This is a genomic window from Saccharicrinis carchari, from assembly GCF_900182605.1.
GTDB classification, from domain to species: Bacteria; Bacteroidota; Bacteroidia; order Bacteroidales; family Marinilabiliaceae; genus Saccharicrinis; species Saccharicrinis carchari.
The window spans coordinates 1-15,145 of record NZ_FXTB01000008.1 but is presented as its reverse complement, the minus strand read 5'-3'; the positions used below and the strand labels follow the sequence as shown (position 1 = coordinate 15,145).

13 protein-coding genes are annotated in these 15,145 nt (G+C 40.1%); all 13 read right to left on the bottom strand.

The features are described from left to right. Positions 1-13: 13 nt before the first annotated feature. Complete coding sequence (locus FN809_RS13560; RefSeq protein ID WP_142534073.1) at positions 14-979, bottom strand: DUF4340 domain-containing protein; 966 nt, start codon at positions 977-979, stop codon at positions 14-16. Continuing rightward, positions 972-2,471: a GldG family protein gene (locus FN809_RS13555; protein WP_142534072.1), complete on the bottom strand. Its 1,500-nt coding sequence runs from the start codon at positions 2,469-2,471 to the stop codon at positions 972-974. The genes FN809_RS13560 and FN809_RS13555 overlap by 8 nt, the downstream gene beginning before the upstream one ends. Positions 2,472-2,482: 11 nt before the next feature. Next, positions 2,483-3,208: an ABC transporter permease subunit gene (locus FN809_RS13550; protein ID WP_142534071.1), complete on the bottom strand. Its 726-nt coding sequence runs from the start codon at positions 3,206-3,208 to the stop codon at positions 2,483-2,485. Between the two features lie 6 nt (positions 3,209-3,214). Continuing rightward, the gene (locus FN809_RS13545; protein ID WP_142534070.1) at positions 3,215-4,165 is read right to left on the bottom strand and encodes an ATP-binding cassette domain-containing protein; all 951 of its coding nucleotides are present in this window, start codon (positions 4,163-4,165) and stop codon (positions 3,215-3,217) included. 23 nt (positions 4,166-4,188) lie between these two features. Next, positions 4,189-5,157 carry an ABC transporter permease gene (locus FN809_RS13540; protein WP_142534069.1) on the bottom strand — a complete coding sequence of 323 codons (969 nt, stop codon included), beginning with the start codon at positions 5,155-5,157 and terminating at the stop codon, positions 4,189-4,191. Positions 5,158-5,267: 110 nt separating this feature from the next. After that, positions 5,268-6,251, bottom strand: a complete 984-nt coding sequence (locus FN809_RS13535; protein ID WP_142534068.1) for an ABC transporter ATP-binding protein — start codon at positions 6,249-6,251, stop codon at positions 5,268-5,270. A 3-nt stretch (positions 6,252-6,254) separates the two neighbouring features. Beyond that, positions 6,255-7,403, bottom strand: coding sequence for a COG1470 family protein (locus FN809_RS13530; protein WP_185957557.1), 1,149 nt, complete (start codon positions 7,401-7,403; stop codon positions 6,255-6,257). Between the two features lie 620 nt (positions 7,404-8,023). Then, positions 8,024-8,218, bottom strand: a complete 195-nt coding sequence (locus FN809_RS13525; protein WP_142534067.1) for a sporulation protein Cse60 — start codon at positions 8,216-8,218, stop codon at positions 8,024-8,026. A 233-nt stretch (positions 8,219-8,451) separates the two neighbouring features. After that, positions 8,452-9,486, bottom strand: coding sequence for a tetratricopeptide repeat protein (locus tag FN809_RS13520; protein ID WP_142534066.1), 1,035 nt, complete (start codon positions 9,484-9,486; stop codon positions 8,452-8,454). A 104-nt stretch (positions 9,487-9,590) separates the two neighbouring features. Next, positions 9,591-10,595: a DUF4837 family protein gene (locus tag FN809_RS13515; RefSeq protein ID WP_142534065.1), complete on the bottom strand. Its 1,005-nt coding sequence runs from the start codon at positions 10,593-10,595 to the stop codon at positions 9,591-9,593. Positions 10,596-10,646: 51 nt separating this feature from the next. Further along, a complete protein-coding gene (locus FN809_RS18020; RefSeq protein WP_142534064.1) occupies positions 10,647-11,327 on the bottom strand; it encodes an energy transducer TonB in 681 nt (226 codons plus the stop codon). Between the two features lie 197 nt (positions 11,328-11,524). Then, a complete protein-coding gene (locus FN809_RS13505; protein WP_142534063.1) occupies positions 11,525-12,904 on the bottom strand; it encodes a sigma-54-dependent transcriptional regulator in 1,380 nt (459 codons plus the stop codon). 53 nt (positions 12,905-12,957) lie between these two features. Beyond that, complete coding sequence (locus FN809_RS13500) at positions 12,958-15,039, bottom strand: tetratricopeptide repeat protein (RefSeq protein ID WP_142534062.1); 2,082 nt, start codon at positions 15,037-15,039, stop codon at positions 12,958-12,960. Positions 15,040-15,145: the final 106 nt, after the last annotated feature.

Here is a 15,145-nt window from a genome sequence, read left to right as displayed (position 1 = left end):
CACTGCATTAATTTTATTTGATTAACTTATTTTTTGATATAAAAAGCTTTTCAAAGTTTTCATCGAGATTCTCCATGAAAACCGAACCTAAATTCTGCGATGATGAAATATAGGTTTGTTCATCCTCAAGCTTCGCTTTTACTTCAATGCTTGCCCCATGCTCCAAGTGAATTTTAACCTGATGGCTGTGCGATGTTGGTGCATCCTCGCTAAAAGTAGATCCACTTAAAGTGGTGATGTCAGATAAATAAGCATCTACAGCGGCAGAATCCAGGGCCATGCCATCAACCATCCAAACACCTTCATTTTTTATCATGGTAAAGGAGCTGTCGGCAGGATACGCAAAGGCAATTTTATGGATACCCGTTTTGCTGGTTGTTAATATGGTTTTATCCCTGAATGCGTTTACATCCCGGTTAGCAGAACTGGCCAGGAAGCCCTCCACGGCATATACTTCTTCATCATCACCGCTGCGCACGTAAGTAGTCATTGTACCCCGTTGTTGCATATACGGGTTTTGCTGCATCATGGGGTTCTGCCTGGCTTGTTGGTAGGAGAATTTTCCTATGTACAATTGAGCCAATTCTCCTGTTGAACCCATTAATTTGACAACGGTTGATAAAGAATCTGTGAGTTCAAACTTTTCCCAGCTATCTTTACCCTGCGCTGCCAAGCGCAGGGGTTTTAAGCCATTTACCTGAGCTATTAAGCCCTCAATAAAGTTGGCATCGCCATTATACGATTTTCCATTGGCCAATATTTTCCATCCATCATCCTGTTTCTTTGATTCAATATGTTGGCCCTGAAACATCCGGGGCTTAACAATTACCGAAGTGATGCGCTGCTCATCAACATCAAAAAGCACCGCTTTAAGCGTATTAACTCCCTTGGTATTATCAATTACTTTTATTAGAATGGTTAATGATAACAAACCTATAAATACGAGCCCGAGTGTTTTTATATTTAGCTTTCTAAACATAGCTTTCCCCTTTCCTTTTTAAGCGAATTAGTTTCCTTTTTTGATAACGATAGATACCTATGGCCAATATGATAATGATAGGTAACGAAAAGTTGACAATTTTAATGAAGTTTTTGTCCGCATCATCCAATTGATCCAGGATGCGCACCTTCACCTGTTTGCTTCGTAGTTGAATTAAGCCCGTATCGTCACTCATGTAATCAATGGCATTTACAACAAAGTTGGCATTGTCTGGCTGAACCTGACGCATATTTTCACCTGCTCCATTCACTGCTAAATCTCCATCAGCTATCACAATAATCTTTTGCATATCTTTTTTGAGCAAACCGGCAACAGTAAGCTTTGGAGAGGTGAAATCACTTTCTGTCCACTGTTTTTCTATGTTAAAATAAACCGGAGCAGCTTGTTTGGCCGATTTATCGGAAGTAAAAACCAGAGGCGTAAAAGTGCTCAGCGAATCGTTACTGTACGTCAAGGAACTGCCAAATTGCATCACCATGGCGCTTAGGCCCTGGGTAACCGGGTGATCGGCAAAATTGGACAAAATGGGCAAGTAAGGGAAGTTAATGGGGCGGTTAACCGTAAACATTCCCTGACGTTGCTGCACGGTTATGGAACCACAGTTGGCATCTACCACAAAATCTTCGTTAACCGTTATGCCCTTCTTTTTTAACCAATCCGCCATGCCGGTGTGTTTGGCAAAACCCATTCCCTGATTGAGTTGCGCATCTACCTTGTTAAATGAAACAAACAAATTTCCACCCTGATTCAGGTAATCCTCCACATGGCTAAAATGCGCCGGGGGAATCGTATCCTGAGGGTTGATCCAGGCCAGGGTTTTATACTTGCTTAAGTTTACACTGTCGGATAAGATCACTTCTTCGGGGACATATAAAACCTCTAAGCCCTGAACAACCTGCAGCAATTCGTTTAGCGAAGGTTCACCATGCCCGCCAATAAAGCCAATGGCCGCCTTGTCGGGTATCGTCATTTTTTTAATGGCTGTGCTTAGCGCGTACTCCATTTGGGCGCCGGGCTGTATAAACGGAATGGTTTCCGATTCCTCCCCAATTTGTATCACGGCTCCCATAAAGGCCTTTTTTGTAGTAGATTGATCTTTCTCCCGGGCTTCAATCATAAGCGTTTGAATACCCGCTTGTACTGCTTTTTGTTCCTCTTGCACATCTTCGTTGGGGTTGATAAACTCATACACCAACTGCTGCTTCGTGCGGCTTGCGTACTCGGCCAGTAAGTCCTTAAAATCCTTGCGCAATTGGTCAAATTGCGGTTGTAATCCTTCCGAAAAATAGGCCGTAACAGTAATGGGTTCATTGATGCCTTTAAGGATATCCTTAGTGGTTTCGCTTAGCGTGTATCGTTGGTCTTCGGTAAAATCAATACGGAAGAAAAATCGATTGGCCAATATATTTATTAAAACAATGATGCCTGATGCTAAGATGATATAATAATAAAATTGACGTTTATTGATCATGATTTTTCTGATTAGTTAATGTTACGTTTCACAAGTGACAGTTCAGACGCCATTAATCCAACTAATACGATGGATGCAAAATAAATGATATTTTTACTGTCAATGACACCCCGAATGATGCTGCGGTAATGGTATTGCATATCCATATAAGCCAATACATCGCCAATAGTACCTGAAAAAGCAGTGGAAGTAATACCAAATAATATTTGAAAAAACACCCCAATAATTAAGGCCAGCAAAAAGGCTACAATTTGATTGGAAGTAATGCTGCTGGCAAAAATACCAATACTAATGTAGGCTGCACTCATGAGCAATAAACCCAGGTAACCCGTCAGTACCGAACCATGGTCGATGGGGCCTATGGAGGCAATAGATAGATAATAGGGTAGGGTTAAGGCCAATGAAATAGCAATAAGTAAAAATGTAGCCAAAAACTTAGCCGTAACCACTTGCCAATCCGATATAGGTTTTGTTAATAACAACTCTATTGTTCCTGTTTTGTATTCCTCGGCTATTTGTTTCATGGTAAGTGCCGGAATAAAAATAAAGAGGGTCCAATAGGCTACTCCAAAAAAAGGTTGCAACGTAGCCTGGTTTATGTAAAACACATCATTGTTTCCGTAGAGCCAGGTAAAAAAACCACTTAAGCCTAAAAAAACCACTATAAGTATATAGGCCATCAAGGAATCGAAGTATCCTTTCAACTCACTTTTTGTAATAATCCAAATTTGTTTCATTATAATCTAATTAGCAGATATTGATTTATTTTCTTGTGTCAGCTCCCGGAAAACATCTTCGAGGTTCTTTTCAACCGGCGTAAGCTGCGTTAAGTACCAACCTTTATTGGCACACATTTTAAAAATGGCTTCGGCCGATGATTTTCCGATGTGGCTTTCAACTTCGTACAGCTCATCATTGTCCTCTACAAAAGAAACCACTTCCACTTCTTTTATTTCGCTTAATGCTTTGTAAATCTTATTGCGATCTTTGATATTAACCCCTACACGCAATATCTCTTTCCCTTGTGCTTTCTTTCGTAAAGACTCAGGCGTACCATCGGCAACTATCTTACCCTTGTTAATAATTAGTACCCGGTCGCAAGTGGCTTCTACTTCAGCCAGAATGTGCGAGCTTAAAATAACGGTCTTTTCTTTCCCAATTTCCTTAATCAACGCTCTGATTTCAATAATTTGGTTGGGATCCAGACCTGTTGTGGGTTCATCCAGTATTAAAACCTCAGGATCGTGGATAAGTGCTTGAGCCAATCCTACCCTTTGGCGATAACCTTTGGACAGTTCGCCTATTTTTTTGTGTTTCTCGGCATCGAGGCCACATATTTGAACCATTTTTTTTACTTGAGATGGAATATGGGCCTTACTTACACCTTGCAACTCGCCAATAAAAGTCAGATAGTCCATGATGGGCATATCCAGGTACAATGGGTTATTTTCGGGTAAATAGCCAATGTTGCTTTTTACTTTATCCGGAGATTTATTCACAGATTCTCCGCCAAGTAATATGTCCCCTTTGTTTGGAGTAATGTAGCAGGTAATCGCCTTCATGGTAGTTGTTTTTCCTGCACCGTTGGGTCCCAAAAAACCTAATATCTCTCCGGTTTTAACTTTAAACGATAAATCGTCCAAAGCCTTTTGCGAACCGTACATTTTGGTAATATTATTAACGCAAATGTCCATTTTATTGTATTATAAATTAGTTTTTAACGCGATCGGATTTCTCTTCTCATAAACATGGTATAGGCAATGGCAAAAAACAACAATGTTCCGCCAATGAGAGCCGTTACTTGTGGCCATACCAACATTAAACTTTGCCCCAGTGGCAATGGACTGGGAATAGCCCCAATAGTTTGCTCTGTTGACAATGGGCCCAAACTGCGCACCGATGGCATCAATAAAGTTGTAGTGGCATCGTTAAACAATTGCCCCGGATTGAAACGCATCAGATTCTGGATAAATCGCTGAAAATTAATCACCTGAGTTTCGCTGAAGAATCGTACCGGAGCCACCGCTTTCGCAATAAGATTAACGATCATGCCATAAAAAATAGTAAAGAACAGCCAAACCGAAATCCCTGCCAGAGCCGAGGTTGCCGTTTGCCGGAACTTAACCGAAAACAGTATGGACAGATTGAGCCAAAAAGCCACATATACAATGGTGACAACAGAAAGTAATATGATGCGCATAAACTCATCGGCAGTTGGAGGGATTCCAATAAAAATGAGCCCAAAGCCAAGCACCAAAAAACTCAGCGCAACAAATAAGGAGCTAAGTAGGATAAGCGAAGCGGTAAATTTGGCATTGAGTATATAGTCTCGATATATGGGTTGAGCCAGCACCCGGCTTAGCGTGCCACGGTGTTGCTCTGAATTGATGGCATCAAATCCCATACTAATTCCAAGCAGGGGACCCAAAAAACTGATGAAAATAATGTATGACGGTAAGGTGCCATCGGAATGCGAAAACAACTTTAAAAAGAAAAAATCGTCATCGGCCCTGCCGCCCTTTATAGCCGAAGAAAAATCATCCAAAGCAGCATATAAAGAGCCGATACAGGTTAGTAATACGAGTGCCAGCATAATTAAAAATTTCCAGCTTCTAACAGTACTCGAAATTTCTTTGCCTACAATAACCCAAAACGGATTCAATGGTTTTATGGTAGATTTATTCATATGTTTATAATTGATTTTATTTGCCATATGTAACTCGCGATTATAATAATTTCCCTTTCGTTAGATGGCTCAGCATGTGAGGGAATACTCCCATTGCCTGCCCCGACCATTTAGGGGCTCGTTTCATCATTTGCCCCTCCCTCGAAATAGCGATTATAGATAGCGTCTAATCCGTATTCTTTTTTATTTAAAAAGTGAAGATTATAATTGGCATCAATTACCGCTTTGGCAATGGCGGATGAATTATCGGTTGAACATTCGATTTGGAAATAATCTTTTTCTTTTCGTATGGATTGAATATCCTCAACTGAGGATAATACCTTTTGAAGGGCTTCAACAGCAATTGCATCTTTATTAGCCTGAGACTTCGCTTCGATGCCAAGCTCAATTAAATACTTTCCATGCGTAAATAGTTTTTCGGATAATGATTCGATGTTACCTTCGCATAGCAGTTTTCCCTTTACAAAAATGCCAACCCTGTCGCACACTTGTTGCACCTGGTGCAGGTTGTGTGATGAGAACAACACGGTGATATCGCGCTCGTTTCTCAGCTCAACGATTAAGGATAATAACTCCTGAACGCCGGTAGGGTCGATGCCCGAAGTAGGTTCATCCAATATGATTACCTCCGGATTTTTTATTAGCACATCGGCTAAGCCCAAACGTTGGCGCATCCCCTTAGAGTATTTACCTGTTTTTTTATTTTTATCATTGGCCAGCCCTACGCGCGCTAGTAGCTCTTCGGCTTTTTGCTTTGCCTCCTGGTATCTTATCCCATTTAATTGCGCAGTATATATCAGATTTTCTAAGCCCGTACGATCGTCGTAAAACCCTACATCTTCGGGCAGGTAACCCACCTTTCGTTTTACCTCTATGGGTTTTACGGTAGCGTTAATGCCGCAGACTTCCACTTTACCCGAACTTGGTTCGGTAAGCCCCATCAGCATTAAAATGGTGGTTGATTTACCTGCCCCGTTGGGTCCCAACAATCCAAATATCTCTCCTTTGTTAATGGATAAATTCAGGTCGTTAACAGCCATAAAGTCATCGTACCTTTTCGAAACTCCGTTGAGTTGAATAACCGGATTCTCCATAGCTTACCTCCTTCCGAATTTCCTGATTAAAAGCCATAAACCGCCAATGGCAGCTAATATTACCAATACACCTAACCAACCCATTAGCATTGGCGTTTTAACCATAATTCTAAAAGAAATTTGTTCGTTGGTTTCCGGTGTTCGGGCCGTAATTTTTGTTACATAATCGCCCGGGATGGCTTTTTTATCAGCTTTTATGCTTGCAAGCACGGTTGTGGTTTTTCCGGGCTCCAAGCTTGCAATCTCTTTGTTGTCAAAACTCACTTCCCAATTCTTGGGTTTGGAGGCCGATAATTCAATGTTTTCTAGCTTAACGGATCCTGTATTTTTAATGGCGAGTTCTACTTTTTTTTCATCACCGGCGGTAATACGGGCACTAAGCAGTCCGGTGGGTGTGGTCAAAACCATTTTGTAGGTACCGGTAATTACTACCTCCAATTCCATTTCGGCCGATGTGGAACCCGATACTGCTTTAACCGGTATTTTATAGCTACCTGCATTTACATTGGATGGTGCTTTTATATCGTAGCTGATGTTTTTAGTTCCATTGGCATCCACCTCGGTTGATGTGGCTTGTTTGTGGTTGGGTTTAATGGCCACTATCCACCCTTTGGGAGGGGAAGCCATGAGGGCATATTGTTGTTTGTTGGGGGTTTTATTCTTAAGGACTGCGTTAAATGTAAAGTTTGATTTTGAAGTGCCCTGCATGTTCCTTTGGTCGCAGCTTAGTTCTGTTTCATTAGATCCTGCCGTACTTACATTTACTGTCATGGGAAGGCTGGCGCCATTACCCGTTTTAGCATAAAAGGTATAGTATCCTTTTTTTACCTGATAAGGAACTTCCACCTTTAAACTTAATGTTTTTTTCTCCTTGGGTAAAACGGCCACTTTATTTATATTTAAACCATTGGCTGTTAAGGTGTAGCTCCATGATCGGGGCAGGTTTGTTATTAAAATATCCTGGTTTTGCGTTTCGTCTCCATTATTGATAATATCAATGGAATAATTAACCGTGCTACCGGGCGATACGGAGACTTTGGTATAAGGCGTGTAAATTTCAAGCTGGGCAGATGATGCCAGCGCACGCTGCTGAAATTGAATGCTGATTAGTGCAATAAATAAAAGCGTCATGTAAAGATTAATCTTTCTCATAAAATTTCTCTTTAAAACAGATTTTTATATAAAAAAACTACATAATAATTGATATTCAAACATAAAAACCTCTAAAGATCTAATGTGAAATTATTTACAGCATAGCGTGGCAGGTGCCGGTAGTGATATTTTTAAAGGAAGAAAGAGTGCTTTACATCTATTACATCTTCTATCACCTCAGGGTGTGCAAACTGCTATAGCTTCCGTTGAACGATCTTTAGTTATTGAAATACACAGTTTAGTAACATGGCCTAATAGAGGGCTGTAAAAAACAGTATGCCAGAAAGTTTTGTGATGGGTGCTGTTCAGCGAAACCTCAAATTGGTGCTGAAGTATTGGGTTGAATGTAATAATTGTCTCCTCGAATGTATCAATAGATAGTGCACATAGGTAAATGCAGTTCGTATCAATAATCCAAACCGTTTCATTTTATATATTCTTTTTGAGGTTATTAAATGATTTGAGTATTGCAAATATATTACTGGGTAAAATAGGTATTAGTTAAGGTGCGGTTAAACTCCGTTAAAAAAAAGTTAAAGTAATAGTCTAAATGCAAATGTCAGGATAAAAAAAAGGCCACTGCAATGAGCAATGACCTTTTACTTTAGGTTTTATTTTATCTACACCTCCTTATACAGTATTAAAGCAGAGTAGGTGTTTACGCCCTGGCTGGAGTGTGCGGCATATTTAATATCGACAATGTGATCTGCTTCGATATTGTTTTCGTTGATAAATTCATTGATTTGTAAATCAATGGCCGTGTCAAAATCATCAACTCCGGTATATTGAAAATGCTTTGTTTTAAACTGGCTCATAATTTTAAAATTTTAGATGAATACTTATTTACCTAATGAGGATACGTTGTAATTGCTGTTTGGGTTCAAAAATAAGGCACAAAAAAAGATGCTTTATGCAAGTGCCTTGATAGAAGGGATAAACGCTTGTTTTTTATGTTCAAAAATAGTTAGATAAGCAAATTATGGGGATAAATAAGCGAGTAGCTTGTGTGCACTGATTTCTATAAAAGCTTGTATGTATCTGCTGCAGCTTACTGATTTTCCATCCAGGATGTAAATCGTTTGAATTGCGCCATGTTAGCCGACATCCATAACAGCACATCATCGTTATAACGACTTGCACTTATATAGTAGCTAAACGGCTCGTTTAGGTTATTTTTTTTCAGTTTACTGAAAAAGTTTACATAAAAGTCCCACCAGAAACCATCCTTATTGTCCGAGGCCTCTTCTAAAATTGTAAAAAACGCATTGTTGTTTTGTGCAAATTCTACCAGAAGATTGTTGCGGCTTGTGGGTGCTTCGTTTCTTTCGTTTTGGATGTTTTTAGCAGCTTTTATCAGGCTTATAGAGAGCTCGGTTTGGGCAAAATCGTCGTAGTGGAAACCTGCTGCCACAAGCTGAATGTCGCGCTGCCCTTTTTGTCGTATGCCCTGATTCCATAAATTGGTCAGCAGTTCGTAGGCAGCTTTGCTTCTATCGCTTTCGGGTTCCAGCAGTAGAAAATAGTATAAGGGTAACATACTTTGCACTCTTTCGCCTTGCGCATACATAATGTAGGCAAGTAATAAATGACTGCTGGCGTGTGCAGGGTGTAATTCAATGGACATTGTTGCGTACTCTTGAGCTTTCTCGAAATTTTTATCGTTGTGCAACGAAAACGCCAAATTATAATAAATAAGGTAGTTTGTGGGGTATTTCTTTAAGGCTTGGTTATAAATTCTCCGGGCTTTTTTATTACGTCCCAGGTTAGCCCAGACCGTGGCGTTAACTAAATAGGCATCCTCGCTGTATTTGCCCCCACGCTTTATTACTTTAGCACTGTAGGTGGCAGCCTCTTCATTGTTTTCAAGAGCCAGATGTGCCAAAGACAAATAATAGCATGCCTTATTCGATTCGCGTTTCAGTTTAAATGCCTGTGTAAACCATGAAAGTGCGTTTTCGTATCGGCCGGTTTCGTAATCGGAAATACCTCGTGTAAGGATGGTTTCAAAGTCGGAGGATTGAGAAAAGAGCTGACCAAACGAACTGATGAAAAGGAGGCATGTTAATAGCTTGTTAATCTTCATGTGTTAAAGTTATAGATGCTAATTCCTATATCGCAAGTAGCACGAATCGAAAATAGAAACAATAAAGCAAAACGACACAAACTATTTTACCAAGGCCCATTTATTTATAAAATTTTAACAGAATGCAGTATGGCTTCTATCTGTCGCACGTAATAGGCTTTATTTTGATTTTGAGCTGCATGCACAAAGCCATCAAGCATGAGTAATTTATTTCGAGAATCATCTTTAATAAAAATAGTAACAAAAGGTCCTCCCATAAAATAGCCTTCTACCCTCCATAAGCCACGAAGTTCAGTAACATTCTGCTCGTTAATGCTTATCTTACTAAATAGTATGGGGAGGTTTTTTTCGGTTTGCTTAAAAGTAAGTGCGTAAGGGCCAGGTATATATTCTTTACCCACACGATCAAGAAGGGCTAACAGTGCTCTGTTATGGATGGCGGGTAAACTATCCATGTCAAAGGATTGAATGACCAAATGCATGTCCGTTTCTAATCTGTCTAAGCGAAACCAGCAAAAGTTGGCCGTGTCTTTTACCAAACGAAACCCTGGTGGTATTACCAAATAAAGGTTGTGCTTTTGTTTAATAAAACGTTGTGCTGCCGCGTCAGCAACTTTTAGGTTTGCATTTTGTATGTTGCTGATATCTCCCTGGTAAATAAAATCAAAAATCTCCTTTTCGTGGGCCTTAAATAAATCTGCAAAATCATTGGTATCGGATAGGGTTATATCGACCACCTGCTGCTGTAAAGCCCAAACATTCCTTTGAAAGCTGACATCGGTTTTGGACAATATTGATTGCTGTATAATTATTATATTTCTATATGCCCTAAAATGGCCTTCAAAATTTTTGGGGATAACCGTAGTGAGTTTAAATGTAGGTTCGGATTGTGGTAGATTAGGGAATTCCGCATTGGCAAAAGCCTGGATTATCTTTTGCACTTGCGACTGTTGGATGTTATTGTCCATTACCACTAATACTTCACCGGGTGTGCCTATGGCGCGGTTCTTTATATCTGTGCCTAAATTTACACAAGCCGAGAGATATAAAAAACAGAGGAGGACGAGCGAATGGGTAAGATGATGAGAAAGTATCGTATTGTATTTCATAACGATTGGATTTTTAGAAGATGAAGTGTAGGGAAATCAAGGTTTGCGTATTTATTGCAGTTTAAACTTAATAGGCACCTGATACGAAACAGCTACCTTGCGGGTGCCCTGTCTGCCGGGCTTCCAGTTGGGCATGGACGAAACAACCCGCAGTGCCTCGCGATCCAGTAGTGTGTTTACCCCTCTAATTACTTGCACCTGCTCCACCTTGCCGGTTTTACTAATAATAAAACTCAGGTAAACAGTGCCTTCAATGCCGTTTTCAACGGCTATAATTGGATATTTTACCGAGGAGGATAAATACTTAAGAAGGGCTCGTTCGCCTCCGGGAAATTCAGGCTTGTCTTCGAGCATGATAAATGGAATGGGGTCGCCATCTTCTTCTCCCGGTTCTACTTGTTGTAAAGCTACGGATAGATCTTCTAAGGATTCCGAATTTATTTCCAGCTCATCGCCGGGCAACTCTGTTTCGTCTTCAACAATAATAAGCTCTTCCAAAACAATAAGTTTTGGTTTTGGTTTTTCCGGTTCCGGTTCTTTAATGCGGATAACCGGGGGCAGTTCTTCATCGATTAGGTGGAGGGCATTGTCGGCTAGCATGCCCGGATTTGTACGAATAGTTTTCCATTCAAAGGCCACTAAGGCAGCACCCAAGGCTATTACAAATCCTATTTGCAAAAATATGCTTCGTTTTTGCTCTAAATTGGCTTTGTTTGTTTTTTTAAGTTCCATGATACAGCTTTTAAAAGTTAGGTAAGCAAAATATTTGCTTACAACTCTTTAAAGCCAATTGGCATACCAAAAATAAAACAGCAAAGTAAAATTTTTGTATACTGCTGAATAGTAGCATCTTGTCCGCTCTTAGCGTCTTGTGCTGTTTTTCTGGCTAAAGGGCATTAACGCCCAGATGAGCGAAATAGCCCTATTGATCATACGATGTTTTTACCTATTTCTATCCCGAATTTCTTTATTTTTCGCTTTAGGGCATCACGCGAAATGCCTAAGGTGTCGGCTGCTTGTGTTTGGTTCATGTTGCAGCGTTTGAGCGCTTCAACAATTAATTGGCGTTCGTTTTTTTCGAGATCCAGACTGTCGAAAAAATATTTTTCTTGTTTGTGATCCGCTTTTAAAGGGAAGTCTTCCGGCATTAGTTCGTCACCTTCCAGCAAAATAAGGGCTCGTTCTACCATGTTTCGTAATTCGCGTACGTTGCCCGGAAAATGATAGGATTGCAGTTTTTTTAGCAATTGCGTGTTGATAGTTGGTGGGTGAATGTTTTTTTTGCGGGCTAAGGATTTCACAAAATGTAGCAACAGGAGAGGGATGTCTTCGGGTCTTTCGCGCAAAGGAGGAATGTGTATTTCAATGGTGTTGATACGATGGTAAAGGTCGATACGAAATTTGTTGTCGCGGATGAGCTGTTCTATGTTTTTATTGGTGGCAGAGATGATTCTCACATCAACCGAAAATTCTTTGTTACTCCCTACTTTTTTCACTTTATTCTCTTCTATTACGCGCAATAGCTTGGCTTGTAGCGAGAAAGGCATGTCGGCAATCTCGTCTAAAAATAAAGTTCCTTTATTGGCCAGTTCAAAATAGCCCTTTTTATCTTCACGCGCATCAGTAAAAGCACCTTTTACGTGGCCAAAAAATTCGCTCTCCAACAGGGTGGCGGGTATGGCGGAACTATTTACCGGGGCAAATACCTGTTGCATACGTGGGCTGCCGTAATGTATAATACGCGATATAATTTCTTTTCCTGTTCCGTTTTCGCCTGTAACGAGTACGTTTACGTCGTTGTCCTGCGCTGCTTTCAGGGCTATTTTTATCACTTTTTTTATAGCTGTACTCTCACCAATAAAATCTTTTTCTATCATCCCTTCCAACTCCTTCGACACCAGGGAACCTATATTTTCGGCATTTTCGAGTTTTTTTTGCAGGGCCAAAAACTTACCGGTGCGTTCTACAGCTACCTGGATGTCCATCAGCTGAAAGGGTTTGCGTATAAAATCGGAGGCGCCTTTACGCATAGCTTCTATCACCATGTCCATATCGCCGTAGCCACTTATCATGATAACTTCGGTAGATGCAAAATCTTCTTTCACCTTTGTCAGCACATCCAATCCGTTTATACCCGGCAGCATGATGTCTAAAATTAAAATACTTGGTTTTTCTGTTTTTAATACAGCAAAACCTTCGTTGGGTGTGTTAGCTGTAAATACGATAAACTCTCTTTTTTGGAGATGGTATTTAAGTTTTTCGGTTATCCTCTTCTCATCGTCCAGTATTAGTATTTTCAGGTTCTCCATGGGGTGTTGAATTAAAATTTAAAAGATCCAAATGAGAATTAAGCATGAATTAGCTATTGTTTAAGGTGGTCATTACTTGCTGTAATGGGGAAGATTACCTTCATAATAGTTCCATCCATAACACGACTTTGTACTTCTATTCTGCCCTTCATTTCCTGCGCAAGACGATAGGCAATAGAGAGGCCTAAGCCGGTTCCTTTACCCAAGGGTTTAGAAGTAACAAAGGGTAAAAAAATATCAGTTCGTTTACTATAAGGTATTCCCACTCCGTTATCGCTCACTTTTACAAATACATTTCCTGTTTCGCTTCCCGTTTCAATAACAATTTCCTTTTTTAACGCAGGTTTTTTTTCTTGCAACTGATTCACGGCGTCGCGGGAATTGGATAATAGGTTATGTATTATTTGTTCCATTTTGTGCGGATTGCCCATCACTTGAGGTATATCGGTATCTAAATTAAGTTGCACATGAATATGATGATTCTGATACTGGCGACTAAGCATGGAGATGGCTGAGTTGACACATTCTGATAGGGAGAACGGCTCGTGGACATCCTCTTTTTGGCCACTTGAGAATATCCGAATGTGGTCAACTATTTCACGAACGCGGGCGATATCTTCAAATATTTCGGCAATAGATATTTGTAGTGATAAAGTAGCTGGATTGGGCTCCATTAATTCATATTTAATCTCTTCGGCCGATAGGGATATGTTTTGAATGGGCTGGTTAATCTCGTGGGCTATGCCGGCTGCAAGTTCGCCTAGTGATGACAAGCTGGCCTGGTGAAAAATGATTTGTTGTTGTTCTTCTTGTTTTTGCAAAGCCTTGTTCACCTTGGATTCCAGATTCTCGTTTTCTTTACGTTTTAAATAGTAACGATAATAGATGATGAAAACCAAAATAAGCACAAACAACAGGGTAAAGCCGAACGAGAGCCTCCAGGTAGACAAATTTTCTTTCTGTAATCGCAAGCGATAGTTTTCGTTTTTGGCCTCCAATATTTCGTTTTCCTTATTTTTTGTTTCAATATCGTTCATCATCAGGGTGCCCACAAATTGTTCTGCACTTTTCTCGCTGGTCAATACATCCGATATGTTAGAATACAGCACTTGATATTCATAGGCCTTTTTAAAGTTGTTTTTTTGTTTGTAAATCAAGGCCAGCATACGGTAGTTATCCTGCAATATACTTCTGTTTTCTATTACCTTGCTTAACAAGATGCTGTTTTGATGTTGGGCAATAGCGTTTGTAAAGTCACCTAATTTTCCATAAATGCGAGCTAAATTTAAAAAGGAAACGGAGGCGCCATAGTGGTCGTTTTGTTTAATTTGCAAATCTAAAGCCATACGGTAGTTGCGCAGCGACTCAGCTAATTGGTTTTTTTGATAGTACACACCGCCCAAATTATTTAAAACCGATGCTATGCTTAGGCTGTCTCTTTGTTGCGCATATTGTTTGTAGAGTAATTCGTAAAAGATCAATGCCTTATCATATTGTCCTTCGGTAAACCAAACATCGGCTATGTTTTCCCAGAGTGCTGTTTTTTCTTGTTGGTAGTGTTTGTTTCTTGCGGGAATGTAAGCCAATGCCTTATTGTAATTCTCGAGCGAGTTCTGATAGTCATTCATTCCTTTATAAACATTGCCCATATTTAGGTAGGTGCTAATTATACTTAATGAGTCGTTTTGACTTAAGTATATCTTTAGGGAACGTTTGTAGTTGTCGAGTGCTTTTTGAAATTTGTCTAAACGGTAAAATCTGGCAGCCAAGCCCGTCACACTATTATAATCGCCAATGGAGTCATAAGCCTTAAGCGATTTTTGATAATAGGTGAGCAGACTGTCGTAATCCGAAAAAAAATAATAGCCCATACCTAAGTTACCATAGGCTTTCGCTTTTCCTGCACGATCGTTTACCGATTGCGCTAGTTTAAGGGCTAAATGGGCATAGTGAATAGCCTTTTCGGCATCTGATGAAACATAATAGGACGAGAGCTGATTGTATAATTGTACTTTTTCCGACGGCGAAGCATTTTTTAGCCGGACATTAATATCGGTGATAGGGGTATGCTGTCCCCTAAGGTTAGGGACTACAAACAGCAAGATTAACAATAGGGGCAAGCTTATGTGTTTCATGGCAGGTTACCTGTTCGAACCCGATAAAACAAAGGATAATTCTCCCGTAAATTGAACTCGCTTTTCTAATTTTACTTCTACCGTTGCACTCTCCACCCGGGGGTAT

Bases quoted from the DNA above. Each gene is read 5' to 3' on its own strand.
- FN809_RS13530 (WP_185957557.1), bottom strand. From the start codon at position 7,403: ATGAGAAAGATTAATCTTTACATGACGCTTTTATTTATTGCACTAATC.
- FN809_RS13550 (WP_142534071.1), bottom strand. From the start codon at position 3,208: ATGAAACAAATTTGGATTATTACAAAAAGTGAGTTGAAAGGATACTTC.
- FN809_RS13500 (WP_142534062.1), bottom strand. From the start codon at position 15,039: ATGAAACACATAAGCTTGCCCCTATTGTTAATCTTGCTGTTTGTAGTC.
- FN809_RS13520 (WP_142534066.1), bottom strand. From the start codon at position 9,486: ATGAAGATTAACAAGCTATTAACATGCCTCCTTTTCATCAGTTCGTTT.
- FN809_RS13560 (WP_142534073.1), bottom strand. From the start codon at position 979: ATGTTTAGAAAGCTAAATATAAAAACACTCGGGCTCGTATTTATAGGT.
- FN809_RS13545 (WP_142534070.1), bottom strand. From the start codon at position 4,165: ATGGACATTTGCGTTAATAATATTACCAAAATGTACGGTTCGCAAAAG.
- FN809_RS13505 (WP_142534063.1), bottom strand. From the start codon at position 12,904: ATGGAGAACCTGAAAATACTAATACTGGACGATGAGAAGAGGATAACC.
- FN809_RS18020 (WP_142534064.1), bottom strand. From the start codon at position 11,327: ATGGAACTTAAAAAAACAAACAAAGCCAATTTAGAGCAAAAACGAAGC.
- FN809_RS13515 (WP_142534065.1), bottom strand. From the start codon at position 10,595: ATGAAATACAATACGATACTTTCTCATCATCTTACCCATTCGCTCGTC.
- FN809_RS13525 (WP_142534067.1), bottom strand. From the start codon at position 8,218: ATGAGCCAGTTTAAAACAAAGCATTTTCAATATACCGGAGTTGATGAT.
- FN809_RS13555 (WP_142534072.1), bottom strand. From the start codon at position 2,471: ATGATCAATAAACGTCAATTTTATTATTATATCATCTTAGCATCAGGC.
- FN809_RS13535 (WP_142534068.1), bottom strand. From the start codon at position 6,251: ATGGAGAATCCGGTTATTCAACTCAACGGAGTTTCGAAAAGGTACGAT.
- FN809_RS13540 (WP_142534069.1), bottom strand. From the start codon at position 5,157: ATGAATAAATCTACCATAAAACCATTGAATCCGTTTTGGGTTATTGTA.